General features: G+C 64.7%; 22 protein-coding genes. 10 read left to right on the top strand and 12 right to left on the bottom strand.

All coding sequences use genetic code 11. From position 1 onward, the window contains the following. Nucleotides 1–274: 274 nt before the first annotated feature. The 3 genes from drmC to ACT9TC_RS08545 form a co-directional block, all read right to left on the bottom strand. Nucleotides 275–985, bottom strand: coding sequence for a DISARM system phospholipase D-like protein DrmC (gene drmC, locus ACT9TC_RS08555; protein ID WP_330170736.1), 711 nt, complete (start codon nt 983–985; stop codon nt 275–277). Next, nucleotides 975–2,939, bottom strand: coding sequence for a DrmB family protein (gene drmB / locus ACT9TC_RS08550; protein WP_458040133.1), 1,965 nt, complete (start codon nt 2,937–2,939; stop codon nt 975–977). Before drmB ends, drmC begins: the two co-directional genes overlap by 11 nt. Before the next feature lie 261 nt (nt 2,940–3,200). Further along, a complete protein-coding gene (locus ACT9TC_RS08545) occupies nt 3,201–3,545 on the bottom strand; it encodes a MarR family transcriptional regulator (RefSeq protein WP_330172064.1) in 345 nt (114 codons plus the stop codon). 259 nt (nt 3,546–3,804) lie between these two features. Between ACT9TC_RS08545 and ACT9TC_RS08540 the strand changes: the two genes are divergently transcribed. The 4 genes from ACT9TC_RS08540 to ACT9TC_RS08525 are packed head-to-tail and all read left to right on the top strand — an operon-like array spanning nt 3,805 to nt 10,146. Then, nucleotides 3,805–4,527 (top strand): TnsA-like heteromeric transposase endonuclease subunit, encoded by a 723-nt coding sequence (locus ACT9TC_RS08540; RefSeq protein WP_330170735.1) that lies wholly within the window; start codon nt 3,805–3,807, stop codon nt 4,525–4,527. Next, the gene (locus tag ACT9TC_RS08535) at nt 4,524–6,641 is read left to right on the top strand and encodes a hypothetical protein (protein WP_330170734.1); all 2,118 of its coding nucleotides are present in this window, start codon (nt 4,524–4,526) and stop codon (nt 6,639–6,641) included. Before ACT9TC_RS08540 ends, ACT9TC_RS08535 begins: the two co-directional genes overlap by 4 nt. Next, nucleotides 6,638–7,756, top strand: a complete 1,119-nt coding sequence (locus ACT9TC_RS08530; RefSeq protein WP_330170733.1) for an ATP-binding protein — start codon at nt 6,638–6,640, stop codon at nt 7,754–7,756. Before ACT9TC_RS08535 ends, ACT9TC_RS08530 begins: the two co-directional genes overlap by 4 nt. Continuing rightward, nucleotides 7,753–10,146 carry a TniQ family protein gene (locus ACT9TC_RS08525; RefSeq protein WP_458040132.1) on the top strand — a complete coding sequence of 798 codons (2,394 nt, stop codon included), beginning with the start codon at nt 7,753–7,755 and terminating at the stop codon, nt 10,144–10,146. The genes ACT9TC_RS08530 and ACT9TC_RS08525 overlap by 4 nt, the downstream gene beginning before the upstream one ends. On the opposite strand, the gene ACT9TC_RS08520 is transcribed toward ACT9TC_RS08525, so the two are convergent. After that, on the bottom strand, nt 10,100–10,384 hold the full coding sequence (locus ACT9TC_RS08520) for a helix-turn-helix transcriptional regulator (protein WP_458040131.1): 285 nt from the start codon (nt 10,382–10,384) through the stop codon (nt 10,100–10,102). The genes ACT9TC_RS08525 and ACT9TC_RS08520 overlap by 47 nt on opposite strands. A 144-nt stretch (nt 10,385–10,528) precedes the next feature. Between ACT9TC_RS08520 and ACT9TC_RS08515 the strand changes: the two genes are divergently transcribed. From ACT9TC_RS08515 to ACT9TC_RS08500, 4 genes are all read left to right on the top strand, one after another. Continuing rightward, nucleotides 10,529–12,307 (top strand): DUF4209 domain-containing protein, encoded by a 1,779-nt coding sequence (locus tag ACT9TC_RS08515; RefSeq protein WP_330170730.1) that lies wholly within the window; start codon nt 10,529–10,531, stop codon nt 12,305–12,307. Nucleotides 12,308–12,448: 141 nt separating this feature from the next. Then, nucleotides 12,449–13,231: a TIGR04255 family protein gene (locus ACT9TC_RS08510; protein ID WP_330170729.1), complete on the top strand. Its 783-nt coding sequence runs from the start codon at nt 12,449–12,451 to the stop codon at nt 13,229–13,231. Then, nucleotides 13,228–13,857, top strand: coding sequence for a hypothetical protein (locus ACT9TC_RS08505; protein ID WP_458040130.1), 630 nt, complete (start codon nt 13,228–13,230; stop codon nt 13,855–13,857). Before ACT9TC_RS08510 ends, ACT9TC_RS08505 begins: the two co-directional genes overlap by 4 nt. A gap of 6 nt (nt 13,858–13,863) precedes the next feature. Then, on the top strand, nt 13,864–14,541 hold the full coding sequence (locus ACT9TC_RS08500) for a hypothetical protein (protein ID WP_330170727.1): 678 nt from the start codon (nt 13,864–13,866) through the stop codon (nt 14,539–14,541). 607 nt (nt 14,542–15,148) lie between these two features. Here the strand turns inward: ACT9TC_RS08500 and ACT9TC_RS08495 are convergent. The 5 genes from ACT9TC_RS08495 to ACT9TC_RS08475 form a co-directional block, all read right to left on the bottom strand. Then, the gene (locus tag ACT9TC_RS08495; RefSeq protein ID WP_242087622.1) at nt 15,149–16,246 is read right to left on the bottom strand and encodes a glycoside hydrolase family 172 protein; all 1,098 of its coding nucleotides are present in this window, start codon (nt 16,244–16,246) and stop codon (nt 15,149–15,151) included. A gap of 28 nt (nt 16,247–16,274) precedes the next feature. Continuing rightward, nucleotides 16,275–17,138 carry a carbohydrate ABC transporter permease gene (locus tag ACT9TC_RS08490; RefSeq protein WP_251454956.1) on the bottom strand — a complete coding sequence of 288 codons (864 nt, stop codon included), beginning with the start codon at nt 17,136–17,138 and terminating at the stop codon, nt 16,275–16,277. Then, nucleotides 17,138–18,064, bottom strand: coding sequence for a carbohydrate ABC transporter permease (locus ACT9TC_RS08485; protein WP_458040129.1), 927 nt, complete (start codon nt 18,062–18,064; stop codon nt 17,138–17,140). The genes ACT9TC_RS08490 and ACT9TC_RS08485 overlap by 1 nt, the downstream gene beginning before the upstream one ends. 53 nt (nt 18,065–18,117) lie before the next feature. Continuing rightward, nucleotides 18,118–19,443 carry an ABC transporter substrate-binding protein gene (locus tag ACT9TC_RS08480; protein WP_458040128.1) on the bottom strand — a complete coding sequence of 442 codons (1,326 nt, stop codon included), beginning with the start codon at nt 19,441–19,443 and terminating at the stop codon, nt 18,118–18,120. A gap of 94 nt (nt 19,444–19,537) precedes the next feature. Beyond that, on the bottom strand, nt 19,538–20,566 hold the full coding sequence (locus tag ACT9TC_RS08475) for a LacI family DNA-binding transcriptional regulator (protein ID WP_458040127.1): 1,029 nt from the start codon (nt 20,564–20,566) through the stop codon (nt 19,538–19,540). 317 nt (nt 20,567–20,883) lie between these two features. On the opposite strand from ACT9TC_RS08475, the gene ACT9TC_RS08470 reads away from it, so the two are divergent. After that, a complete protein-coding gene (locus ACT9TC_RS08470) occupies nt 20,884–22,095 on the top strand; it encodes an IS4 family transposase (RefSeq protein WP_168914865.1) in 1,212 nt (403 codons plus the stop codon). Nucleotides 22,096–22,269: 174 nt separating this feature from the next. Here ACT9TC_RS08470 and ACT9TC_RS08465 read toward each other — a convergent pair whose 3' ends face one another. From ACT9TC_RS08465 to ACT9TC_RS08455, 3 genes are read right to left on the bottom strand one after another with little or no spacing between them, the layout of a single operon-like run. Next, nucleotides 22,270–22,536 carry a putative quinol monooxygenase gene (locus ACT9TC_RS08465; RefSeq protein ID WP_458040126.1) on the bottom strand — a complete coding sequence of 89 codons (267 nt, stop codon included), beginning with the start codon at nt 22,534–22,536 and terminating at the stop codon, nt 22,270–22,272. Beyond that, nucleotides 22,533–23,471 (bottom strand): carbohydrate kinase family protein, encoded by a 939-nt coding sequence (locus tag ACT9TC_RS08460; protein ID WP_458040125.1) that lies wholly within the window; start codon nt 23,469–23,471, stop codon nt 22,533–22,535. The genes ACT9TC_RS08465 and ACT9TC_RS08460 overlap by 4 nt, the downstream gene beginning before the upstream one ends. Before the next feature lie 49 nt (nt 23,472–23,520). Then, on the bottom strand, nt 23,521–24,519 hold the full coding sequence (locus tag ACT9TC_RS08455; protein WP_458040124.1) for a LacI family DNA-binding transcriptional regulator: 999 nt from the start codon (nt 24,517–24,519) through the stop codon (nt 23,521–23,523). A 129-nt stretch (nt 24,520–24,648) separates the two neighbouring features. On the opposite strand from ACT9TC_RS08455, the gene ACT9TC_RS08450 reads away from it, so the two are divergent. After that, nucleotides 24,649–25,890, top strand: coding sequence for an ABC transporter substrate-binding protein (locus ACT9TC_RS08450; RefSeq protein WP_458040123.1), 1,242 nt, complete (start codon nt 24,649–24,651; stop codon nt 25,888–25,890). Nucleotides 25,891–25,929: the final 39 nt, after the last annotated feature.

The raw sequence follows: 25,929 nt of genomic DNA, 5'->3' as shown, positions 1-25,929 counted from the left end.
CGCCTGCCGGAGCTCCCCGATTGACGAGAGTATTCCCGTTCACGTCGGGGGGCGCTGCTGCGGCCGGGGAGAGCGCGTCGCTGCCGGTTCGGACACGCTGCATGGTGTGTAGCCGATCGCCGCGACGGCCATGAGCTCTTGTAAGAATCCGCCACTACTCGCGGAATCCTGAACCCGAAACCCCAGCCAACTACCGTGGAATCGCGGCATTCCTCGCCATCTCGAGCGGGAACCTACACATCGGCGATCTCGTGCCTCTGGTGGCGTTGACGGATCAGGCGTTGATGAGCTCGTAGAGCGACCCATGCTTGCTCGTCATGGCGGACTCGACCGACGTGGCGAGGGCAGTATCGCGGACGAGGATGCCGAACTCGACGTTGCGGTTCTCGGCGGAGTAGCTGAAGTTCGCACTGGTGATCAGGAGCAGCTCGTGGTCGACCACGATGAACTTCGCGTGGCTGACGACCTGCTTGCCGTTCGGCAGGAGCGCAGAGCGGTACACCGTGGCTCGTGGGAGCTGCGCCTTGACCGTCGAGGCGCCGGCGACTGCGGCGTCGACGTAGACGGTGACGACGACGCCGGGCTGCTCGGACGCTGCCTTCAGCGCCGTCCACATCTGTGACGTGTCCTGGAAGTTATAGGTCGCCGCCGTAACCGACTGCCGTGCTGCTCCGACGATGCGGTGGAACTCGCTTGTCAGGTGGCCGGTGTTGGCTTCGTTGCCGGGCATTGTCCATACCGGGGTCAGCTCGCGCAGAACGGTCTTTGCGCCGGCGATCGCGCGCAGGACACTGGTGGAACGTTCGCGGTCGCCGGGTCCAAACCCGGAGGCGGCGAGCAGGTCCTTCACCTGTTCGCGCCGGCTGATCGCGATCTCGCGGACGGCGACGCTGACGGGCGTGCCGGTCTCGAACTGCAGGGCGAGCCGCTCCGCCTCGGTTGCGGTGAGGAAGGTGCCGAGTTCGGCAAGCGGGTCAGAGGCCATAGTTGCCGAAGAACCCTGGCACGGTCGGTCCGTTCGCGGTCGGGAGGTCGAGCAGGAACCGTCGGTCGAGGAAGCGGTTGGCCTTCTCACACGAGGTTTCGGAGGCAAAGCAGCAGGTGTGGCAGGCGGCGCCATGAAGGAAGTCCTCGGGGTCCGACGGCGTGCGCTGGGCGCAGACCGGGTCAGAGGAACAGCGCCAAGCCCGGCGAACCGCCGAGAGCACGATGCCCTGAAGCTGCTCCGGCTCCGACAAGGCCACCAGTCCGCCGAGAGTGCCTTCGCTGTCGGAGGCGGTCGTGCAGATGAGCAGTCCCGCCGCGGCCTCGCGTCCGGGCTCGTCCCGCCATGCGTAGATGCGCTCGGTCAGGCTGGCAGCACCATAGCCTGAGTACATGGCCATCTCGCGGATGAGGATGTGCGACAGGGTGTGGACGAGCCAGTAGCGCGGCCCGGGCAGGCGGGTGTCGGGGTTGATGGTGGCGGCGGTCTCGGAGAAGCGGCGGGCGAAGTTCCGGCGGTGGGCTTCGAGGTGGGAGTTCCAGAGCGGGGTGGTCTCGATGTGCCGTTCCCACTGAGAGACGGCGTCGAGGTCGAGTTGCAGGAAGATGCCTTCGCCGCGGTCTTCCGTGGCGGGGACCCAGGTGGGCTTGCCGATGCGGGTCAAGTCGACCAGGCGGGATGCGACGTCGTTGACGCGATCCATCTCGTCGAGACGCGTGAACCCGAGGACGGCATTGACCCGCTTCATCCGGTTGACGCCGACGACGCGCTTGACGCGGGGGTGCAGCTCTGTGCCGCGCTGCATCTCGGTGACCATGAGTCCGGTGTTGTTCTGCTGTTCGGGGAACAAGGCCGGCTTCTGGAGGTAGCGCCATTCGGGGATGAGTAGTTCGATCGGGTCCCAGTTGGCGCGGCGCTCCTCCCGGTCTTCTTCGGACTCGGGCGGTGCAAGCACGTCCGCGACGGCGATGGCGATGTCGTCGTCGGTGAGTCCGGTGACGTCGATGTTGCGCGCGCCCGCCAGTGCGCGGATGACCGGGATCTGGTCGGCGAACTGCCGAATTTGGTCGATGCCGAGTTCGACACGAAGGTGGTCGGCGAGTGCTTCCTTCTGTTCGGCGTCGGAGCGCGGCATGACGATGATGCTCTGCGTCGAGGGGAACCACAGGTTCGAGGCTCCCATCATGATGAGCGCGGGCCGCGCCTTGCAGCCGGGGAAGAATGCGCCGAGGTGAGGGTGGCGTCCCCGGCACGTCTGGGGCAGCTTGAGCCGCCCCTTCGCTCCTTGGGCCTCGGCCATGCCGCGTGTGGCGCTGCACGACTGGCAGATGATCGTGGAGCCGACGCTCTTGCCGACGTTGGCGTCACGCATCTTCAGGTCGGGATTCTCAGCGTTCGGGCACCTCTGGCCCCGGTGAACCCAGAGCGTGTAGGGGAACTCGTCGAGATGTCCGTTGGTGCAGGTCAGCAGGTGCTGTGCAGGGACGGCGGGGCTTCCCTCGCGGCGTCCTCGACCGCCGCGACCAGGGCAGGGCTTGTGAGTGAACTGGGCGAGGTCGGGCCGGAACGGATGGGTGTTCGTGTAAGTGAATCGCGTGAGTGGGCCGAGGTAGTCGCAGCCAGTGCATCGGAACCACTGTGGGAACACCCGCGCGGGAAGGCCGAGGTCCGAGCCCTCGGTCGACATCGCGCCCTTCTTGGGCTGCCACGGGAACGGCCGCAGCGCGTCGACCTGCGGCCCCAGGTGCAGACGGACGACGTTGAGCAAGCGCGGTTCGAGGATCGTCGGGACGACCTCGCGGCGTTTCCAGATCGGCTCCCACGATGTCGTCGTGTCCGGGGATGAACGAGATTGTTCCGAGCCTGGTCCAATAGCTGATGAGCCAGCGCTGGAGAAGGTCGGCCTGCTCGTGGCGTTCGAGGAGTGTGCGTGCCGGGTCCGCGATCGCGGCATCCCAGTCGTCGATCTCGAAGACGGCGTCGATGAGTTCAGCGCGGGTTGGTCCAGTGCCATGCTGGTCCCACCACGCGAGAGTGAGCAGGCCGGCTCTGTTTGCGGTCGAGGCGCCCGCCGGCTCTTCGATCGTTCCCAGGAGCGCGCCCAGGTAGGGGTCCTCCGCGGCGGTCGAGAACGATTCGTAGCGATCCTCAACGACGCCCATAGAGGAAGGATGCCATACCAATTAGGCATTCCGGTGCTCGGTAGCAGGTCGAGCTACCGCCCCGCCGTCGTTGGCTCCCACTGGATCGTGAAGGTTCCGGCCGCGCGCGCGTCAGCCTCGGCCTCGAGTCGCAGTGCGTAGTCCCATGTCGGGTGCACCGCACGCTGGTAGATCCTGATCCGCTCAGGAGTGACCTCGTCGGTCCGCCGGACAAGTCCCAGCTGCTTGAGGCGCTTCAGCAAGGCGTGGATCGTACTGGTCGACAGCCCCGTGGCATCTGCCACGGACGGCGTGGAGAACTTCCCGTCGGGAGAACGCGCGATCTCGGCCATGAGCGCGAGCATGTGGTTGCTGCCGAAGGCAAGCTTCGAGAGCTCCTCGCTCTGTTCGCTCGGCATGGTCTCCACCGCCTCATTTTCGCATGAGGCGCTCAGCGCAGGAGGAGCATCGCAGGGCGAAATCCAACGGCGTGGCGCGTGTTGTGTAGCTGACGCCCCCAGCGTAAATGTCACATTCACTACCCGCATCCTTCGGCGTGCGAGAAGCCTCAAACACGAAGGACTCGGACCGCGTGTCGAAGCTGCGGAACGTAGGTGACCTCCGTACGTTAAGAGTCAAGAATTATGACTCTAGGCTCGTGACTTTTAGGAGGTCACCATGACGACGTCATTGCCGGGTTACACGCTGAGATTCGATCGGGATGACCTCGAACGGGGCGAGCTATCGGACCTGGACGCCCCCCATGTCTTCGAGGCCGAGCCTCGGCGGACGTTCCGCTGGCATCGCGGACAGCGCCACTACCCGGGGCGCTACTGGTCGGCAACGACGGAGGGCTTCGTCGGGTACGAGAGCCGCCTCGAACTCGCGGCGCTACTCCTGGAGGACTTCGACCACCGGGCCGTTCGCATCGCCTCGCAGCCGTTCGAGCTGATCGCCGACCGCGACGGTGTCGAGCGAAGCTACGTGCCCGACTACCTGATTGAGCACGACGACCACCGATTCACGGTCATCGAAGTCAAGCCCAAGCGCCGGCTCGAGGATCCTGACATCGCGGGTGCTCTCCGGTGGGCGGGCGACATCATCCAGTCGCGCGGGTGGGCATACCGGATCGTCACAGAACCCGCCCCTGCACTGCTCTCCAACATCCGGTTCCTCGCGGGCTACAGGCGTCGCTGGCAGTTCCCTCAGCGAGACGTCGATCTGGTCGAGGAAGCCACTCGCGAGGCACCCACACTCGGCGCGGGTCTGCGGAGTGCTGGCGCCGCCTTGAGTGACGCTCCCTATGCGCGAGCGGTCGTGCTGCACCTGCTCTGGCGCCGCTTGATTCTCTGCGACCTCACCTCCGCCCTTGCCAACCACACCCAATTGGAGATGCCATGAGCCACAACTTTGAAATCCGGGTCGGCAGCACCGTCTCGTACGACGGCTGTCTCTGCACCGTCATCGAGATCGCCGGCGATGCCGTCGTCCTCGTCGACGGCGCCAAGAGAACCCGACGGGTTCGACTCGTCGAGCTCCTTCGCGACGCGATGGACGCATTCGGACTGCCGTCGGAGGAGGTCGCACTCACACCGCTCGCGCTGATCTGGGCGGACGCGACGGAAGCGCAACGCGATGAGGCGCGAACAAAGGCCGCGCACATCCGCGAGATGCGCACGGGCTTTGCGTCGGGGCTGCCGACGCTCGCTCAGCCGCACGAGCCTCGACCGGAGTACAACCCGAAGCTCACAACCATTCACCAGCGTCGTCGTACCAAGGCTGCAGAGCTCGGAGTCAGTCCGAAGACGTTGAAGCGCTGGGACGATCGGTTCGACGAGGGCGAAGATCTCGCGCTGCTCGACTTCCGGAAGACATCGTGGACGCCGGCGCTCTCCGGCCTCGATCCGCGCTGGGTTGACATGTGCCGGCGCGTCGTTGAGGAGAACGTGCGCGGCGCCAAGCGCAGCGTCACGACCACGCTCGCGATCGTGCTGGCAAGGGTCAACCGGGAATACCCGGATGCCGATGTGCGGATCCCCTCCGATTCGACCGCTCGCGACGCGGTCGCCGAACTCACCCGTGGCAAGGGGACGTTCGGCGCGAGCATGCGCGCGCAACGATCCATCGACACACGGCCGCCCGTGCCGTACGGACGGTTGGTCGCGACAAGACCCGGTGAGTACGTCGTCCTCGACACCACACCCCTCAACGTCTTCGGCGTCGCGCCGGTCACCGGCAAGTGGATACGCGCCGAGCTGACCGTTGCCCTCGACCTCTACGACCGGTCGATCCTCGGGCTTCGCCTTGCGCCCGTCTCGACCAAGGCGGTGGATGTCGCGGGAGTGCTGATGGAAGCGCTCATGCCGCGCGAGATGCCGGCGGAGTGGGGCGACCGAGCGACCTGGCCGTTCCACGGCGTACCCGAGAACATCGTTATCGACGTCGAGAACCTCAAGGCGCTGCGGTTCCGCCGACCCGGCATCCTTCCCGACACGATCATCATCGATCACGGTAAGCCATTCATGTCGATCCACGTGGCGAGCGTGTGCCAGCGACTCGGGATCTCCATCCAGCCCGCGCACGTCTATACCGGCACCGACAAGGCGTGGGTGGAACGGTGGTTCCGCACCATCAACGAGGTGCTGCAAGAGCTACCCGGCTACAAGGGCTCAGACATCGCCTCGCGGGGTGAGGCGCCCGAGGTGGAAGCCGTCTACACGATCCCGCAGCTGGAGCAGATCCTGCGGGAGTGGATCGCGACGATCTACCACGTTCGCCCGCACGACGGACTTGTCGACTCGCAGCTGCCGGCGGCCAAGATGAGCCCCGCTCAGAAGTTCGAGCAGGGGATCGCGGTGGCCGGCCGCATCCGTGTCCCATCGAACCCGAACCTGCTGCTCGAGATGCTCCCCGTCGTGAAGCGCAAGTTCAACCACTACGGCGTCGAGGTCGGCACTCTCCGCTACAACGGCGACATCGTCGGGAAGTACTACGACCGATCACGGGCGATGGCAAAGAGCAAGCGGAAGTGGCAGTTCTCGGTGAACCCCGACGACTTCTCGCAGATCTACTTCAACGACCCCGACGACAACTCCTGGCACGTGCTGCGCTGGGAGCACGCGCCGAAGGTCCCGGTGCCGTTCAGCTTCGACGCCCTCGAGTACGCCAAGGGCATCGCTCTCGACCGTCGCAACGGTGTGAATGTGTCCGAAGTGCTCGGTGAACTCCTCGAACGGTGGGGTGCCGGCCGTGCGAGCACGCCTGCCGAGAAGCGCATTAGCGCGCGACTGGCTGCCCAGCTCGCCGAGACCGCGGACGGCCCAGACAGCCCGTTCTTCCCGCACATCGCCAAGCAGATCGCGCAGCAGACGGCTGGACCGGATCTGAGCGAGGAGCTGGGCATGGTCTCGTTCTCACCAGCACAGGCGAGCGAAAACGACGATCCGCTCGCGCTCACCGCCGACGAGCTCATCGAAGAGGACCTCGACGACATCGACCTCCTGGAGGACCTGTGATCCTTCCGCTCGAGCGCGACGAACTCCTCTCTCGCTGGGAGGGGTGGCGGGACTTCGCCGAAGCGCCAGCCCTTGAGCAGCCCGAGCGGCTGTCGGCGAGACAGATCGAGGAGCTCAGCGAGGACGAGCGTGTCGCCTACGACTACCACCGCGAGCGATATCACGCGAACTTCCTGGTGAAGACTCCGCAGGTCGTGAGGCTGAACGGACGCCTCTGGGACCTGCTCGATGCGAACCAACAGGGCCCGTCTCGGGTGAAGGGCGCCGCGGTCATCGACTCGCCGCCCGGGCTCGGCAAGACCACCGCCGTCGACGCGTTCGGGCGGGCGTTTCACCAACGGCAGATCCTGCGGCACGGACGTGACTTCGACGACGGGCAGACGCTCCACATCCCCGTCTGCAGGGTGGCGTTTTCCGGGAACACGACGACGCGTGCGTTGAACGAGTCCATCCTGAACTTCTACAACCATCCTTCCGCCGACGCCTCGAGGAGCCGATACCTGCGCAACCGAAACCTGGCTGCGCTGGCAGCCGAGTCGGTTCGCCGTCACGGCACGCGGTTGATCATCGTCGACGACGTGCACTTCCTGAAGATCCACACCGACGAGGGAGTCGCGCTGGCCAACGAGCTGAAGTGGCTCGCCAACGAGTACCCGGCGACCTTCCTCTTCACAGGCGTCAACATGAGCAGCACAGGGCTGCTCAGTGAAAGCAAGACCGACAAGAAGCTCGCGATGTCGCAGATCGCGCGGCGTTGGACACGCCTGACCCTCCCGCCATTCGCGCACCCGGTCGGTGAGCACCGAAAGACCTGGATGACCTTGCTGGGCGCGATCGACGCGCGCCTTGTGCTGGCCAACGCGCGACCGCACATGCTCCGTGAGCAAGCGGACTACCTCTACGAACGCTCAACCGGAATGATCGGCTCGCTCTTTAAGCTGATCACCCTCGGTGCTGTGCACGCCATGCGTGACGGCACTGAGGAACTGACCCGTGCGGTGCTGGACGAGATCGACATCGACGTGGCAGCCGAGGATGCGCGGGAGGTCGTTGCAATGGAGCTCGAGGAGAAGAAGCTCGCGGCCAAGCGGAGCAAGCCTCGGTCCGTCGCATGAGCCTCCGGCGCCTGCTCCACGTCGCGATGCCGCTCCCGGATGAACCTTTCGATTCCTGGGTCGAGTTCATGGCCCACAGTTATGGGGCGACTGTCGGCGAGATGGCTCGAGCGCTCGGACTGATCGGGAGCGACGAGGTTCCCGCCGCTGGATCCCAATCTTCACGGGCCTGGTCCACTGCGCTCGAACCTCAGCAGCTCAGCAACCTCGAGCTGGCGACCGGCCGGTCGGGCGACGAGTTCCGCGCGATGACCCGCACCACGTTCGCCGCGAACGCCATCCGCCTCACGCCTCAGGGACGCATCAGCGCGTCCTGCCCGGCCACGGGAGTAGCCGCCCGCTACTGCCCCGAGTGTCTCGCCGACTCGGGAGGCCGCTGGCGCCTGTCCTGGCAGTTCCCGTTCGGCTTCGCCTGCCAACGCCACAAGCGTCTACTCGTCGACCGGTGCCCGGGTTGCGGCCAACCGCCCCGGCTCCTCGCCCATCCCCTCACGATCGTTCCGGAACCCGGGCACTGTCACAACAGACCGCCGACCGAGCCGCCGATGTTAGGCGCGCGCTGCGGAGTCGATCTCACTTCGAGCGAGGAGTTCGTGGCGGCGGACTCCGAGACTCGCGAAGCGCAACGTGCGATCTTGAGGGTCATCGCTACCGGCGTCGGCGAGTTCGGCATCTACGCCGGCGGTCGACCGAGCACCGTCCAGGTGCTGTCCGACATGCTGCTGCTGTCACGCGCGGCACGACAAGCGCTCGTCGACGGAGAGCATTTCGAGTGGATGCCTGCGGGCCAGGTTGACGTGAGACCGATCGCGTCTCACAAGCGCACCGGCAAGGTGGATCTGCGGCCAAGCACTGCCCGAGAAGTTGCTCTCGGCAACACGATCGCCTTCGTTGCGCTGCAGTCGGGCGACCGGGTCACTGACCTGCTGCGCGGACGCGTCAGCGTCCACACCGCGCTCGACCACTACTCCCCGCCACTGCGCGACCACGTAAGCCGTGCGCTCGGTCGAATGAGGCGTCCTACTGCGACCCTTCAGGCGGTGACGATGTCGGTGGTGGATCCGGCCGCGAGAGCCGCAAAGCTTCCCGCCGTCCTGTGGCCCGAATGGACCTCACGCCTCGCACCACGGCGCCTGGATGCGGAGATCGCCGGCGGTGCGCTGGCGGCAGCCGTGGTCTTCGTGGGCACCCGCCTCACTCACGGCTCGGCCATCAAGCTCCTCGATCCCGCAGCACAGGGACGCCAGGTCAGCCACGTCATGCGGTCTCTCGGCCGCAACGCACCCGAGGCCGACACTATCCGCGCGATCGCTCGGCTTGTCGCGTTCCTCGATGAGACCTCGACGCCGATCGACTTCGCACGCCGGCGGGTCATCGATTACTCCGGCATCCTGCCCCGCGACGAGTGGCGCGAGATCTGCCGGATGGCGAACGTCCTGCCCGGTGGGGATCGGCGGTGGCAGACGGCCCGCGCGCACCTCTACGCCCTACTGAGCGGCAATCGCGTGGCGCGGGCGCCCTTCGCTCAAGAGGCCGGCTTCCCCTCGTTCGCCGAAGTTCGCTCGTTTCGCGACGGATTGCCGGAAGTCGTTTCCCGTGAGCTCAACGACTCGGCGACTGCATTCCTGAAGGCGCGGCACATCGATGAGCCCGTGGAATGGATGCCGGACCTCGACCTCGCCGGCGTGATTGTAGATGTCGCCGCATCGGGCGGGGGCGAATGGCCGGAAGCTCGCCCCGCCCGGGCCGCAGTGAAGCCGACCCGCGCGGTCGCGGCGTACTCCGCGGGGCAGTCGGTGAGAGAGATCGCCTTCGAACACGGGGTCGCCCGTCAGACCGTCAGCCGCGTGCTCGAGGAGGTCGGCGTCGAGATTCGCATCGGTCGACGGAGGGCTGACATCGATGTGGAGTGGCTGCGGCGCCGCTACATCGACGAGCGCCGCACCATCCCTGAGATAGCCGCGGAGGTGGGCGTGACGATGACCACGATCAACCGCCACCTCGAGGCCGCTGGGATCCCGCGCCGAGTCCGCGGCAGCGCGAGCCGAGCGACCGCGATCCGGGTTGACCCACGCGCCGGCGACTCGCCGCTACTGCGCCGGATCCTCGTCGGACAGGACGCCACACAGCGCGCCGATCGATTCCTCGTCGTCGCCCGCCACGGCACGATGACGGCCGCCGCGACCGAGCTCGGAGTGACGCTGAGCATCCTCGCGAACCAGATGAGACGGATCGGGGTGGATGCCGGTGGCCCGCTGATCCACCGTGCGTTCCGAGGTCAGCCACTCGCCCTCACCGCGCTCGGCGCCGACGTGCACCGTGAGTTGTCGCGCGCCTTCGAGTTCAGCGAAGCCGAAGGTCGGGCGCGTCGGGCGGAAGAATCTCAGTGAGATCGACGTCCAGCGCCTGCGACATCGCGAGCAGCGTGCGGATCGTCGGATTCGCCGGCGTTCCCGGCTTCGACTCGCCCTTCTCGTACTTCTGGTACGTGTAGCGCGTCAGGCCGGACCGGTATGCGACGTCCTCCTGGCTGAGCCCGCGCTCGTGGCGGAGCCGTTGAAGGTTCGTGGCGAGCTTGCCCGCGTAGTGGCTCCAGGCCGCATCCTCGGGTCTGGTTCGCTTCGACACTGATCCAGCGTTTCCGCGGACGGGCGTCGGTGTGGCCTAATCGGTATGGCATTCCTCGCGTAGCGGAGATCTAAGTCCATGACGGCCGTGACCGGCTGCTCGGGCGTGTCGCCGGCAGTCGGCCAGACTCGATACGCTCGGCCGGTGACGAAGACGGCACGAGAGATGTTCGCTGCGATCGATGTGGATGCAATCGTCGGCGACGACACGCTAATCGACGCGCACAGTCGCTTCCAGGCGCTCGCGGATGACCTCGACAGCGAGTCCGCAGGGGCGCACGCGTATCGGAGCCTCTCGGCAATTGCCGGGATGATGCTCGACGGGTCTGACTGGGATAGCCCGTATACGCCGCTGATGTCACTCGGAGGCAAGCGCACGGCGTTGCCCGACGACCTGGACAATGAAGCGCTCGAGTTCTTTGGCCTACTTCTTGAAGAGGTTCCTCCATCCGTGCTCGCGGCGCGCATGTGCGACATCTTGTTAGTTCGAGAGAGCGATCGGGGTCGGCGATTCTCACTCGCCAAGCAGCACGCCGAGATTGTTGCGGCACTTTCACTGCTACCCGACCCCGACGACCAATTGATGCAGATGTGGATCCGCGCCGCTGAGATAGCGGGTCGCTACCGCCTCAATGACGGCGTTCAGGCACTTACAGCCCGGGCGCTCGAAGCCTTTCGAGGCGGCAAGCCCATCGCCGCGTGGCACGTCGCGCAGGCGATGCGACGCGCCCGCTACTTCAACGGCCACTCCGCAGAGATCGCCGACAGGCTCGACGCGCTGGCGAGCGCCGAGCTCACTGCCCATGCGAAGGTTCAGCTCCTCGAAGAGTCGATCCGGTGGCGACGGGGCAATGACGCCGACGCGTTAGCGGCACCGAGTCGAGAGGCGATCGGCGATACGTGGTGGCAAGAAGCAAAGCGACGGAGAGACTCGAGTCTCGTCGCGCGAAACTTCCTAGGCAATGCCTACAGCTCCTACCGTGAGGTTCCGCGGCACCTCCGAAGTGAGCGCACACGAAAGCGTGTCAGGAAGCTCCCGAGGTTGATTCGGGTGGCTGGCGAGCGCGCGCTTGGCGAGATGCAGAAGGTCCGCAGCGGTCCGATCGACCTGTCTCCGATCGTCGAGCAGGCGGAAGCAATCGCGAACGACACCGACCTCATTCGAGGTCTCGCTAGGTGGTTTTCGGCGGCCCCGCTCCAGACCTTCGAAGACGCGCTCCAGTCCTCCAATCAGACGGGGCTCTTGAACATCGTGCCGAGCTCGACAATTACGGACGATGCGCGGAAAGTCCACAGCACAGACGAAGACAGGCTTCGCTCCGGCGTCGATCCGAGTCGATGGGCGCAGATGGTGAAGAACCACTCACTGCACGTTGCTGCGATCGCGACCGCGCACATCCGGCCAGCGGTGATGCAATTCTCGACGAACTACCGACTCGACATCCGGGACTTCGAGGTGATCGTCTCCGCCTCAGGGTTCGTGCCGGCGGACCGCAAGAGCCTTTATGCCCGCGGGCTCCATCACGGCTACTACGGGCGGGTGACCGAGTCACTGTTCATACTTGCTCCCACGATCGAAGCCTGCGTGCGGGGCGCACTGCAGGCGAGCGGAGTTGAGACGCGCAACCTGAAAACCAATGACACGGAGATGGAGCCAGGGCTGAGCGCGCTCATGGAGCTTCCGGAAGCGAATGAGGTTCTCGGTGAGGACCTCGCGTGGAACATTCGAGCCCTCTTCTGCGGGCCGACCGGCCCGAACCTGCGCAACCGCGTTGCGCACGGTCTCCTGGATGAGGCTGAGTCGGGCGGTGATGCGGCACTGTACGCGTGGTGGATGGCGTTCTTGCTCGCGTTCACGCCCTACTATCACGCCGTTCGAGCAGAATCGACTGATGACGTTGATCGCATGGATGACGAGAGCTGACGTTGACGCCGGGCGGCGACGCCACGGAGGTGTTCCCTGGCGTCGCAGCCACGTTGGCCTTCGGGCGTGGGGGCGCTAGTGCTGCTGAATCACCAACGTTGTTGGTATCACTTTCAGTTTCTATTCCGGTAGCATCGAGCCATGGCCGACCGGGAGATCTATCCTCACGCGCCCATCGCTCTTGTCGTTGCGGAGATCCGACATCCTGTGCGCCGGAAACTGTCGGCCGCCGAGGTAGAAGCGGTAGGTGCCGTGTTGCGCGACGCGCTACCCATTCTTCGGGTGGAGCAAGTCGTCGATGTTGAACTGCCATCGGGCAAGCAGCAGGTCTCGCATCATCCGCGCTTCGTCTCACGGAGTCTTCACCAAAGCGTGACTCTGCGACCTGATGCCGTGGCGGTAGAGACGACGAGGTACGAGGGCTGGGAGGCTTTCAGCGCATTGGTCGCGACCGCCTTGCACGCCCGGAACGACATCGCGCCTCTCGATGGAGTCGAACGCATCGGTCTGAGATACATCGATGAGCTTCGGGTTCCCGCGGAAGCAGGGGCCACCAACTGGTCGGAGTGGGTTGCTCCGGAATTGCTCGGCCCGCAGGGATTGTCAAATGTTCTCGGCGCTCCGATTCAGGAGACGCAAGGCGTCACGATCGTCAAGACTGAGCCCGGCTTGTCCTATACCGTTCGATACGGCATAGGCGATGGACAGGCAGTCGCCTCTTCACCGAATCTGGTTCGGCCCGCTGAACGATCAGGGCCGTTCTTCCTCATCGACATGGATGGAGCGTGGCAACCCATCAGTCGCGGTGTCCCGGAGTTCGATCCTCTGTTCGTGACGGACACGCTCGACGCGCTACATGTCCCCATTAGGTCTGTGTTTGAGTCCCTTATCACTGAGAAACTGAGACAGGAGGTTCTTCGATGACATCGTTGTCAGCGACAGAAAGGCTTGCCCCCACGGGTGGATACGTCGGCCTTCCTGAGGTCGGTGAGACACGAACAACGTTGAGTCAGCACGTCGGAACCATTCGTCAGCAGGTACGTCACCTTGATGGCGATACGCGGGAACTGCATCGGCGTGCGTGGGAAGACGACCTTTCTCAGAGTTGCCAGTTGCTTGGTCGGCAGCGCCCAGCCGACCTGCTTGGGCGGCTTAACGACTGGGGATTCGCCTGGCGCGACGTGGCACGCCTCACCGGAGTTTCGGTACCCGCGCTTCAGAAGTGGCGGCGGGGAGAGAACATCACGGGCGAGAATCGCCTGAAGCTTGCTTACGTCGTGGCAGTGGTAGAGAAGATCGAGCAGGAGATGCTCGTAAACGACCCCGCGTCGTGGTTCGAGATGCCGGTGGCGCGTGGAGTCGCGGTCAGTCCGATCGACCTCGTCGCTAGCGGTAAGGCGCACCTTGTGCTCGACCTTGCGAGTAACCACAGCGCAGTCGATGAAGCGCTCGACGCGTTCGATCCCGACTGGCGTGAGCGATACATAGACCCTGCGTTTGAAACCTTTGTCGCCAACGACGGGATGGTTTCGATTCGGCCGAAGGACTGAGCCGGGGTGACTGTCGATCTCGAGACACCTGCTGTTCCTGAGCTGATCTTTATGGCGAAGGGAGCCGAGGTCGACCCGACCCGTCCGATCTTCACGGGCGACGTGTTTCGTAGGCGGGACGGTTCGACCATGTGGGCCGTTCTTCAGCACCCTTGTGCGTTGCGCCGCGAGGGCTCGGACCTGCTCGAGCAGATTCTGGTAGCGCGGGTGGTGGAGGTTCAAGGCCACAGGTCGAGCTGGTCGAAGGAGGCGTATCGGCGAATGCCCTTGCCTGGGTTGCAGGAAGGCCACGAGAAGCACTCGATCGACTTTCTGGCGCTAGATCTGCTTGGCCCTGACGATCTGCTCGATGGATGTGAACGCATCGCCGTCCTGAGTGAGCAGGGCGTAAATCTCTTGCTCCAACGATGGGTTCATCACAACAGCAGGGTGGTTGTGAAGACGATCACCTTCAACGAGCAGATCTCAGGGCCATTCGCGGAGGCAGACTTGCAGGCCGAGTGGATGACGGACCTCGAAGGAACTGATTCAGCCACGTCGGCTGCCTTCCACGAGTGGATCCGTGCGGGCGCCGAGGGTGGCGCCGGCGTCAACCGACAGACGTTGCTCGATGATCCTCAGACGCGAGCCGGGGTTCGGCGGCAGATGCGAGTTGAGATTAAGGCTCGACTTGCCGCCGAGTGACGCGTCCATGTCCATGCTGGTCACCAGACGTAGGAATGTGCGTGTAGCCGCTCAGTCTCAGCCATCCGGATGGACAAGTTGCTGGATGTAGCCGACGACGCGACGTGGACATATCGCTCCGGAGGGTCGCACGATTCCGCCTCCGACATGGACATTTCTGAGCGGTTCCTACACCGTTCATGTAGGTCTTTTTTGAAGCTGTCCATTTCGCAGATGAAATGTCCACGGTGTGTCCATCTGGACATTTCGACCTCGCGGGCCGGCAAAAGCAGCGAGGGCGGTCGTGCTGTTGCGGGGACGAAAACTCAGCCGCTTCAATGCGTCATCGGAGCAGTCAGCCGGTACTCGCCCAACTGGAAGGTAGAGTGTGTCGTCCGCGGCGGGGCCGTGAGGGTTGTAAGGACTTTTCTGGAGTGTCCTTTTCGCGGGTGAGATGTCCACGCGATGTCCATCCGGACATCTCTCGATGTGCCCGGTTGGTCGGGTCCTCGAGCGCCGCGACGAAACGAAACCGGCCGCTCGACCGGGGTCGAGCGGCCGGTGTGACGGAGATCGCTCAGTCATGGACGCACGCGGTGCGCCGGAGCGGGCTTGGGTATTCGGGTTGTCAGCGGGGTGTGCGGTCGGGAGCCGTGGGGAGTTGCGGGAACGCCTTGTTGATGTCTGTCTGGTACCAGTAGGCCGTGGTCGAGATGTCATCGGATCGCTCAAATAGGCCGTGCTGCCAGGTTCCGATCTGCTGGACGGTGACGCGGAGTCGTTCCTGGAAGTAGATGGGGTCGGGCAGGTGCCAGCGGTAAAGGCCGTGCATGGGCATCATGGCAGTGGAAAACTCAGAGGCCTTTGTGGTGTCGGTGGCGCTCGCGAACGGGTATCCGAAGTAGGGGGCGCTGAAGGTGAGGATGTTGGGTTCGGGGTCTGCGCGGAGCGCGTCTTGGAATGCCCACGCGCCGCCGGCGTAGTCCTCGAGGCCGGTGCTGCAGAGTGTGGGCAGGGTGGTGTCGTCGTCAATGTAGAACTTCACTTCCCCTTCTCCCCACCAGTAGCGGTGCAGGGAGGCGAGAGCGACGTAGGTGCCGATGTATGTGCCGGAGCCTTCGACGCCGTCGAGGATGAGGTGGTCTTCTCCGAGCGCGGTGGTGCCGTTGCTGCGCCGCCATTGGGCGTGGAAGTAGCCGGGCCACTGGTCGAAGTCGTCACCGGTGGTGTAGTCGATTTGGAAGAACACGTGGCCGAGGTCGCCGCCGTGTTCGCTGGTGAGTTCGATGCGCGCGCCGGTGCGGAACGGCATGGGGAAGTAGGAGTTCATGCCGCCGGTGGGCGCGACCACGATCGGTTCTGAGGTGACGAGGGTGCGTTCGCCGAAGCCGTTGCAGAAGAAGTCGCCGAGGGGGACTTCGACGGATGGGTGCGGCGAGTTGTCCCAGTAGGCGCGGAGTACGAGGTCGCGGAGGACGAAGGGTCCGGCGGGGGTCTTGTCGGTGACGGTAATCCAGATGTGGCGGATCACGCCAGGGCCGGTGATCTCCGCGAGGGTGAGGGTCTCTCCGGCGGGAAGCTCGTACCAGGCGCTTCCTTTTCGGCCGGGGCCGAGGTGGGAGCTCGCGGTGCCGGCGGATCCGGGCGCGCCGGTGGGGTTCTCGGCGTTGATGGCGCGACTGCGGAGGGTTCCGTTGTTGCGGAGGGTGTTCCACTGGGTGGGCATTGCGATTCTTTCGGTTCGGCGGAATGACTTACTTGACGGCGCCGGCGGTGACGCCGCGGCTGATGGTGCGCTGGAAGATGAGGAAGAACACCAGCGTGGGGATGAGGGACAGGAGCGAGCCGGCGTTGATGACCGTTATGTCGATGGAGTGCTGCCCGCGCAGTGTGGACAAGGCGATGGGCACGGTCTGGGAGGCGGGGTCGCCGAGCAGGATGAGCGGGATATAGAACTCATTCCATGACCAGATGAAGATGAACACGACGAGCACAGAGAGAGTGGGGCGGACGATGGGGAAGACGACCTGCCAAAGGATCCGCCATCGTCCGGCTCCGTCGATCGCAGCGGCTTCCAGCACTTCTCGCGGGAACGTGGACATCACGCTGGAGAGGATGTAGGTGCCGTACGCGGCCCAGAGGATGGTGAAGACGATGATGATGGACCAGATCGAGTTCAGCAGTCCGGTTGCCTGGGCGCCGTAGAACATCGGGTAGATCAGCGCCTCGTGCGGCACCATGGTGGCGATCAGGAGAAGCGCGGTGATCGCGGTGTTGGCCCGGATCCTGCCGATCCCGATCGCGTAGGAAGCGAGCAGTGCGAGGGCGGTCCCGGCGAACGCGATGATGGTGGAGCTGAGGATGGAGTTCCACAGCGCGCGGGGGAAGTCGACGCGGTTGAGGTAGCTCACGAACGCGTCGAGTGTGAAGGTTGTGGGCCAGGCGAGGGGTCCGTTAGTGGAGTAGTCCGCACCGGTCTTGAAGGCGTTGAGCACGAGCAGCAGGAACGGTGCGGCCATCACGACGGCGACGAGAATGGCCAGCCCGAGCATGAGCCAGTTCAGCGGGGTGCGCCTCGTCTTGTTGAGGGGCAGCGTGTGGGTGAGCGTTGCGGTCATCAGCGGTGCTCCTTCCGGGTCTCGCGGTGCTGCCAGGCGAGCATCACAGCGGCGACGACGAAGATGACGATGGACATCACGGTCGCGATGGTTGAGCCGTAGCCGACACGGGACAGCTCGAAGAAGTTGCGGTATGCGTAGTACGACGGCACCACGGTCGAGTTCTCCGGCCCGCCGCCGGTGAGGATCAGGATCGGAGCGAACACCTTCAGCGCAGCGATTGTCGCGGTGAGGACGACCACGAAGATCTCGGGCCGGATCTGGGGGATGGTGATTGCCTGGAATCGGCGCCACCATCCGGCGCCATCGAGTTCTGCGGCCTCGTACAGCTCCGGATCGACCCTCTGCAGCGCGGACATGAAGATCACGACCGGATACCCGATCTGGAGCCAGACCAGCATCAGCATGACCGAGTAGATGGCGATGTTCGGATCGCCCAGCCAGTCGGGTGGGGACTGGATCCCGATGCTCTTGAGCATCAAGGTGAGCGAGCCCTGCTGCGTGTTGAGGATGGTGGACCAGATGAACCCGGCGACAGCGATCGGCAGGATCTGCGGCAAGTAATAGGTCGCCCGGAGGGTGGCGATCGCCTTGTCGCCATAGCGGCGGCCGAGGTAGTCGAACAGGAGCGCGGCGAGAAGGATCCCGATGATGGTGGGGATGATGGTGATCGCGACGATCATCGCGATGCTGTTCTGGAAGGACCGCCAGAAGGTCTCATCGGTGAACAGCGTCAGGTAGTTCTCCAGCCCGGCCCACCGCATGGGTGCTTGCCCACCTTTCCAGTGGAACAGACTCGTGTAGACGTTCATCGCGAACGGCACGGCGACGACGGCGACGAATCCCGCGGCGAGGGGCAGTAGGTAGAGCCAGTAGCCGCCGCGACGTTCGAGTGTGCGACGGGTGTTTTTCAGAGGTATATCCATGGTGGTTTCTCCGGAAGGTGGGGGCCCCGCCCCTGGGCGGGGCCCCCACGGGTTTAGCCGGCGAGGGCGATCTCGCGGCCTTCGTCATAGAACTCTTGAAGGTCCGCGGTCCACTCCTCTGCGGTCATGTTGCCGTTGGACATGGCCTGCATGCCGGACTGGATGAAGTCCAGGAACCCGGGAACGGGGTAGTCGGGGTAGAAGCTCAGCGTGTCGGCCTCGAGCAGCTCGTTGAACCGTTCGGTGTACTCCCGGGTGAGGTCGTCCTCGATGGTGGACGCGTCACCGGCGAGCGGGAGGCCGCCGAGTTGACCGATCTTGTTCTGCACTTCTTCGCTCAGCGTGATGTCGATCCAGTCGTACGCGAGCTCCTTGTTGGTCGCGTTGGCGGGCACGCCCCACAGGTGGCCGCTGGAGCCCATCTGCATGTTGGCGCCGGGAAGGGTGAAGTAGCCCCACTCGAAGGGTGCCTGCTCGCGGATACGAGCGAACTCGCCCTGGTTCCAGATCAGCATCGCCTTCTCGCCGCTGAGGAAGTTCACGGTGGCCTGCTCGAAGTTCAGGCCACCGAGCTCGGTGCCGACGTAACCCTTGTCGATCCATTCCTGGAACCTCTCAGCGCCGTCTCCCCACGGGCTCGCGGAGAAGTCCACCGGCTCGCGCAGGAACATGAAGTCGTCGATCGATTCCCGGTCGGCGCCAGCGGAGACCAGGGAGTACCACACCCACATCTGGTTGAATCCCTGGCTGGTCGCTGCGGACGAGGAGATCGGGGTGATGCCGGCGGCGAGAAGCTTGTCCATCGCCGCTTCGAACTCGTCCAGGTCGGTCGGTTCCTCGGTGATGCCCGCCTGCGCGAACAGGTCCTTGTTGTAGTAGAACATCACGTACTCGCCGATGTTCGGGATCCCATACCAGTCGCCGGAGCCGGCCAGGCCCTGCTCGTCGTACTTCGCGAAGGCCTGCATGCTGCCGGTGATCTTCTCGTCCCACCCGTACTCTTCGACGGTGTCGGTGAGCGGTGTGAGCAGGCCCTGCCCGGCGAGCTGGCCGCCGTCGGCGTTGCCCTTGTTGAACTCGATCACATCGGGCACGTCATTGCCGGTGAGGGTGATCTTCGCGTTCTGGCGCATCGCGTCGAAGCTGGTGGTCTGGAAGTCGACTTCGACGTCCGGGTGCTTCTCTTTGAAGATCTCCAGCGCCAGTTCCCAGCCCTGGCCCTGCGCGGTGTCGGGGTTCTCGTACTGCAGGATGGTGAAGGTGTTGTCTCCTTCGGCGTCGCTGCCGGAGCCGGCGCAGCCGGCTAGGGAGATCGCCACGGTGGCTGCGGCAGCAGCGCCGACGGCCGTGCGCATGATGTTGCGCTTCGTCGTTATCATCTTTCTTCTCCTCGGTGGATGGTGGCGCAGGAGCGCGCCGGGTACCGGTCCCTCGTGCTGTGAGACCGGACGATTCGGATGCTGTTGTCGTGCGCTAGGTGCTGGGTGGCGGTGCAACCGATGCGCGAACCACCAACGGGCACGGGATCTTCTGGGTCTGCGGGGCGCCGGTCTCGTCACCGTGCACCCGGTCGATGACTCGCTTGGCCGCCCACGCGCCCAGGTCGTGATGGGGCAGCCGAACCGTGGTGAGCCCCGGTCGCAGCGCGTCTGCGATGAAGCGCTGATCGTCGAAGCCGATCACGGAGAGATCTTCGGGGATGCGCAACCCGAGGTCATTGGCAGCCTGGTAGACGGCGAACGCGATCTGATCTGAGAAGCAGAACACCGCGGTGGGACGATCCGGACGCTCCAGCAGCGCCCGCATCGGTCCGTAGGCGGCAGCGGTCGCGGTGTCGTCAAGGAACAGGTGGAGGCCAGGGTCGGGCTCCACGCCGTGGTCTCGAAGCGCCGCCTCATAACCGGCGTGCCGCAGCTTGGACGCCACGAACACGTCGCCGCCGATGTTGCAGAAGGCGATGCGGCGATGCCCTGCCTGGGCGAGGTGATGCGTCGCGTCGTATGCGCCGCCATGCTCGTCGGGGACGACACCGTCTGCGATGGCGTCGCCAGCGGGGACTCCGTCGAGGATCATCACAGGGATGGTGGGGGGGACGGCGGGGACTTCCACAGCGCGGTGATACTCCGCAGCGATGATGAGCGCGTCGATGTCGCGCTGGAGCAGAGACCGGGAAGACTGGTCGAGAAGCTCCGTTCGATTGGTGGTGTCGATGATCATCGCGAGGTACCCGGATTTCCACGCCACGCTCTGAACGCCCTCGAGCATGCGGCCCGCAAACGGCACACTGGCGACCTGATCGGTGAGGACGCCGATTGTGTGGGTCCGCTTCGTCTTCAGACCCCGCGCGAGCTGATTGGGGATGTACCCCATGTCCTCCGCCGCGTGGCGGATCCGCTCGGCGGTCTCCACGTTCACACGGCCGGTGTGGCGGTCATTAAGGACCAGTGACACCGCAGAGGGTGAAACCCCTACTGCGGCGGCGAGGTCCTTCAACGTGATCACAATGACTCCCTTGGCATCAATCGTTTAACTTGCGGTGCGGACGCCCGCGTCAAACGTTTGATGTGACGGTAAGGACGTCAAACGCGTTGACGCAAAACCCGTTACTTAACCGTTACCTTTTGGTTGCGCCTAGGTCGCTCGTGCCGGGCGCTGTCCGTCCCCGTTGCGCCGGCGGCCCGAACCACTTGAATTCGAACGCGGGAGGAACTCAGGGCACGCGGCGGAGGAACGTCAGTTCGCTGGCTGGTTCGACGATCAGGGGCGTCAGTTTAGCGGCAATACCGTTCAGTTAAGGGTTCGTGCGGTAGTTTTGGGGTATGCCTCGTTCTGGTTGGGTGAAGCCGGTTTCTGACCGCCGGTTGTCGGATTTGGTGTCGGTGGGTTTGCTGACACGGGTGTTTCCTGCGGAGGTTGTTGATCAGGTGATTGCTGATGCCGGGCGTACCGAGCAACGGAATCGGTCGTTGCCGGCGCGGGTGATGGCGTATTTCTCGATCGGGATGGCGTTGCACTCGGAGGGTTCCTACGAGGATGTGTTCGCCCAGCTGACGGATGGGCTGGCATGGTCCTCGGGCTGGGCCGAGTCATGGTCGCCGCCGTCGAAGTCGGCGATCTTCCAAGCCCGCTCCCGGCTCGGATTCGAACCCGTGCGTGACCTGTTCACCCGGGTGGCGCGCCCGCTGGCCAGGCCGGCGACACCGGGTTCGTGGTTGGCCGGACGAAGACTGGTCGCGATCGATGGCACGGTCTTGGATCTGGCTGACACGCCGGCGAATGTCGACTTCTTCGGCCGCCCCGCGTCGAGTCGGGGTGAGCATGCCGCGTTTCCGCAGGCCCGGCTGGTGGCGTTGGCCGAGTGCGGCACCCATGCCATCCTCGACGCTGAAATCGGCCCATGCACCACTTCGGAGATCGCGTTGTCTCGGGAACTGCTCGACAGGCTGGAGCCTGGAATGCTGGTGCTCGCCGACCGAGGCTTCTACGGGTTCACACTCTGGCAGCAAGCCGCGGCCACGGGTGCAGACTTGCTCTGGCGGGTCAAGACGAACCTGCGCCCGCGGTTTCGGGAAGCTCTACCCGACGGGTCATGGTTGGCGGAGATCATCCCCACCTCCGGCACCGACCGGAAGTCGACACCGCCGCTGAAGGTGCGGGTCATCGACTACACGATCGAGGACGGGAGGGAGAACCCCGAGTCGTATCGGCTGCTCACCACGATCCTGGATCCAGCCGAGGTGACCGCCGAAGACCTCGCTGCGGCCTATTCCGAGCGGTGGGAGATCGAGTCCACCTTTGACGAGTTGAAGACACATCAGCGTGGCCCCAGGGGCGTGCTGCGCTCCAAGTCTCCCGATTTGGTCCAACAAGAAATCTGGGGGCACCTGTGCTGCCACTACGCCATCCGCACCCTCATGGTCGACGCCGCCGCCCACGCCGGACGGGACCCCGACCGGGTCTCGTTCGTCGCAGCGCTACGCATAGCCCGCCGCTCAGTCGCCTCGGGCTCTTTTTCCCCCTCAGCGCCCTGACACTGCCGTCGCCGCATGGCGTCACGCCATCCTCAGCCTTCTCAAACGCCTGAACCCTGCGCGCCGACAGCGCTCAAACCCCCGCGTGATCAAACGCAAGATCTCCAAATGGCTTGCCAAACGCGACCACCACAGTCGTTGGCCACAACCCGCGAACAGTCCCCGAGTTCACGTTCAAACCCTTAACTGAACGGTATTGAGTTTAGCGGTGAACGCCTGTCCGGCGGGGGCGTTGAGGTGCTCACGGAATGCTTCTTCGTCGAAGTAGGCCTCATAGACGAAGAAGCGCTCAGGAGTATCCCGCACCAGGTTGACTTCGAACATAAGGTTCCCGGGCTCTTGCTGGACAACCCGGGCATATTGACTGATGAGGCGTGCGACGCGACGCTCCTCGCCCGCTCGAGCGGTGAAGGTCGCGTGCAAGATGACGGGTTCGCTCATCGCAGGGTCTCCTTCGCCGCAACTCCTGATTGCGATTGGAGTGCGGCGTGCACGTCCTTCGTCGTAGGGAGATCAGCTCCTGCTCGTTGCACGGTGATGGACGCTGCGATGACTGCAAAGTGAACCGCGCGGATCAACTCGGACTCAGACGTGCTGTGCAGGAGGTCTGGTTGGGTGACGAGACGGTGGATGAGCGCAGCCATGAACGTGTCGCCTGCACCCACGGTGTCCACCACGGGCACCGTGGGTGCCGCGATCTGTACGCGGTGGTCCCGCGTGGCGGCAGCGGCCCCAGCCCCGCCCAGGGTGAGGGCGACGAGCGTCGCGCCACACTCGAGAAGATGGTCGAGGACCTCGTCCGAGGAGGCTGCCGGCCACAGCCAGCTGGCGTCCTCGTCGCTGAGCTTGACGACGTTCGAGCGTGAGGCGAGATGCTCGACACGGGCGACCGCACTCGCGTGCGATCCGACGAGAGCTGGCCGGATGTTGGGATCGAAGGTCACCATCGCCTGCCCCTGCAGCTCGTCGATGAAGGCAGTGAGCGTGTCCGCTCCGGGAGGCAGGAAAGCAGCAATCGATCCGAGATGGACGACTTGCGCAGCAGCCAGCTGAATCGGCGCTGGCACGTTCCATTCGATGTCAAACTCGTACTGTGCCACGCCCCGTGCGTCGATGAGAGCCGCTGCCGTCGCGGTGTGCTGAAGCGACCAGGATGCCGGATCGATTTTGACCCCGGACCGTTCCAGCAGTTCAGCGATCCTGTGGCCGCGGGCGTCATTGCCAAGAGCAGTCAGCAGCCGGGGGGTCGTTCCGAGTCGCCCCATCCCGAGCGCCACGTTCGCGGGGGAGCCACCCACGACTTCGACGCCGGGCTCGCCCACCGTCCGGACGATGTCGATCAAGCTTTCGCCCACCACGAGGACCTCTTCGCTCATATCGTGAACTCCCTGCTGGATTGTAGGTGTTGCCGTCATCGTCGGTGAGCTAGCGGATGACGAGTTGAGTTGGCAGCTCTGTCACCGTTGCCGGGTCGGTGAGCCCCTCAAGCCGATCGAACAGGCGCCGGGCAGCGGTTTCGCCGATGACCGCGGGATCCTGGGCGACGACCGTCATCGGGTGGGCGAGCAGATCGAACAGCTCGTGGTCGTCGAATGCGACATGCTCCAGACCGCTCGGGAAGTTCGCGGCGCGGAGTGTCGCGATCGTATTGAGGCTGTTGCCCGTGAACAGTGCCGTTGCCGGCTCGTCTAGGGTCAGGACGGCCGAGAGCGCCGCTTCAGACCGGGAGGAGTTGGGTTCACCGAGGTGGACCAGGCGATCGTCGTAGGGGATGCTCGCTTGCGCAAGCGCATCGCGATAACCGGCGAGCCGGTCGCGTCCGGTGTGCACGCTCTCAACGTTGCCGATGAAAGCGATGCGCCGGTGGCCGCGTTCGATAAGGTGCCGGACACCCATCAGAGCGCCGTCGCGATTCGCGCTGAGAACAGTGTCAGCAACCAGGCCTTGAGGTGGTCGGTCGGCGAACACGATCGGCAAGCCCCCGGTCAGCTCCGACTGCAGGTATCCGTGGTCAGCGGGGGAGGGGACGATGATCAAACCATCGACTCGTCGGGCAATGAACGACTCGCTGAGGTCGCGCTCGTGCTGAGGGTCCCCCGACGATGACGCGGTGAACACGAGGCTTCCCTGGCGCCGCGCGACGTCCTCGACGGCGTGGGCGATGGTGGCCTGAATCGGTTCGGAGATGTCCTCCAGGATCAGCGCGATCGTGGACGACGAGCCGTTGCGCAGGCTGGCGGCGCTGGTATTGCGCTGGAATCGAAGCTGCGAGATCGCTCGCTCCACCACTTCCCGCGTCTCGTCGCTGACGTGCTTCTCGCCGTTCACGACTCGCGAAACGGTCTTGATGCCGACGCCGGCGAGGGCGGCAACATCCTTCATCGTGGGCCGTGCCGCACGCACGCCTGATGGCTGCTGAGTCATCGGTCACAACCTCCCTTCTGACAACGTTATCGGATTTTGCTTGCGACAGCAGGAAATCTATGCCAGCATCGCTCCGACAACGTTGTCGGTCGCACTAGAAGCGGCCACCGACACAAGAGAGGCACATCAATGAAGAGTGGAAGAATCGTCGGGTCCGCCGCAACTGCGGCGATCGGCGCGGTCCTGCTCGCTGGTTGCGCGGGTGGAGGGAACGAGGCAGCCAGCGACGGCAACGTCGAACTTCGCTGGATCATGTCGGCCGACTCCCAGAAGGAAGTCGACGTCTGGAATCACCTCGCGGACATGGTGCACGAGGAGTTCCCGAACATCACGGTGACGTTCGAGAGCACGCCGTTCAAGGACTACTACAACAAGCTCACCGCTCAGGCGGCCAGCAACGACCTCGCCTGCATCGCCGGACTGCAGGCGCAGCGCGTACCCGACGTCGGGTCGCTGTTCACGGACCTGACGCCTTCCTTCGAGACCACGGGCTTCGACATTGACGAGTACGCGCCGTCGATCGTCGAAGGCCTCCAGCAGGACGGCAAGCAGCTGGCGGTGCCGTACGACCTCGGGCCCTACGTCCTCTACTACAACAAGGACATGTTCGACGCGGCCGGCGTCCCGCTTCCCACACCCGGATGGTCAGTGGAGGAGTTCATGTCGGCGGCGAAGGCGCTGACGAAGGACGGCAAGTACGGGTTCGTGGCCGACGGCACCCCAGACATGTGGCTGCCCTACGTGCTCAGCATCGGCGGCACGTACATCAAGGACGGCAAGCCCGACCTGACCAACGACAAGGTCGTCGAGGGCTTCACGTGGGTGACAGACCTCGCCACGCAGGAGAAGGTCGCTCCGGCGCCGCCGGCGTCCGGTGCTTCCAACTGGCCGGCCGACCAGTGGCGCAGCGGCAACGCCGCGATGTACGTAGACGGTCCGTGGCAGCTGATCAACGCCAAGGAGAACGTCCCGTTCACGATCGGCCTGGCCACCACCCCCGCCTTCGATGGCACCTCGATCACGACGATGTCCGGAACGGGATTCGGCGTCACCACCTCGTGCGAGCACCCGGAGGAGGCGTGGCAGGCCATCTCGGTCATCATCGGCCCTGAGGCACAGAAGTACATCGCTGACGCCGGCCGCGGTTTTCCCGCATACCTCGACGCGCAGGCGAACTGGTACGAGGTCGCCGGTGTCGATGGCGCCAAGGAAGCGATCGACACGGCGCTGGCGACGGTCGACCCGTACCGCACCACTCCGAAGTGGAACGAGACCTCGGCGCTGCTTCAGCAGTACGGCGTCCAAGCCTTCAACGGCAGCGAGTCACCTGAGACCGTCCTCGAGCAGGTCCAGGCGCAGGTCGCGCCCTGACGAATCTCATCTTCGGAGGGGGCCGAGCCACCGCGCAGG

It is taken from the genome of Microbacterium sp. HM-570 (assembly GCF_054165885.1).
Note: the sequence above shows the minus strand (reverse complement) of the source record. Positions and strands in the feature narration are given on the sequence as shown.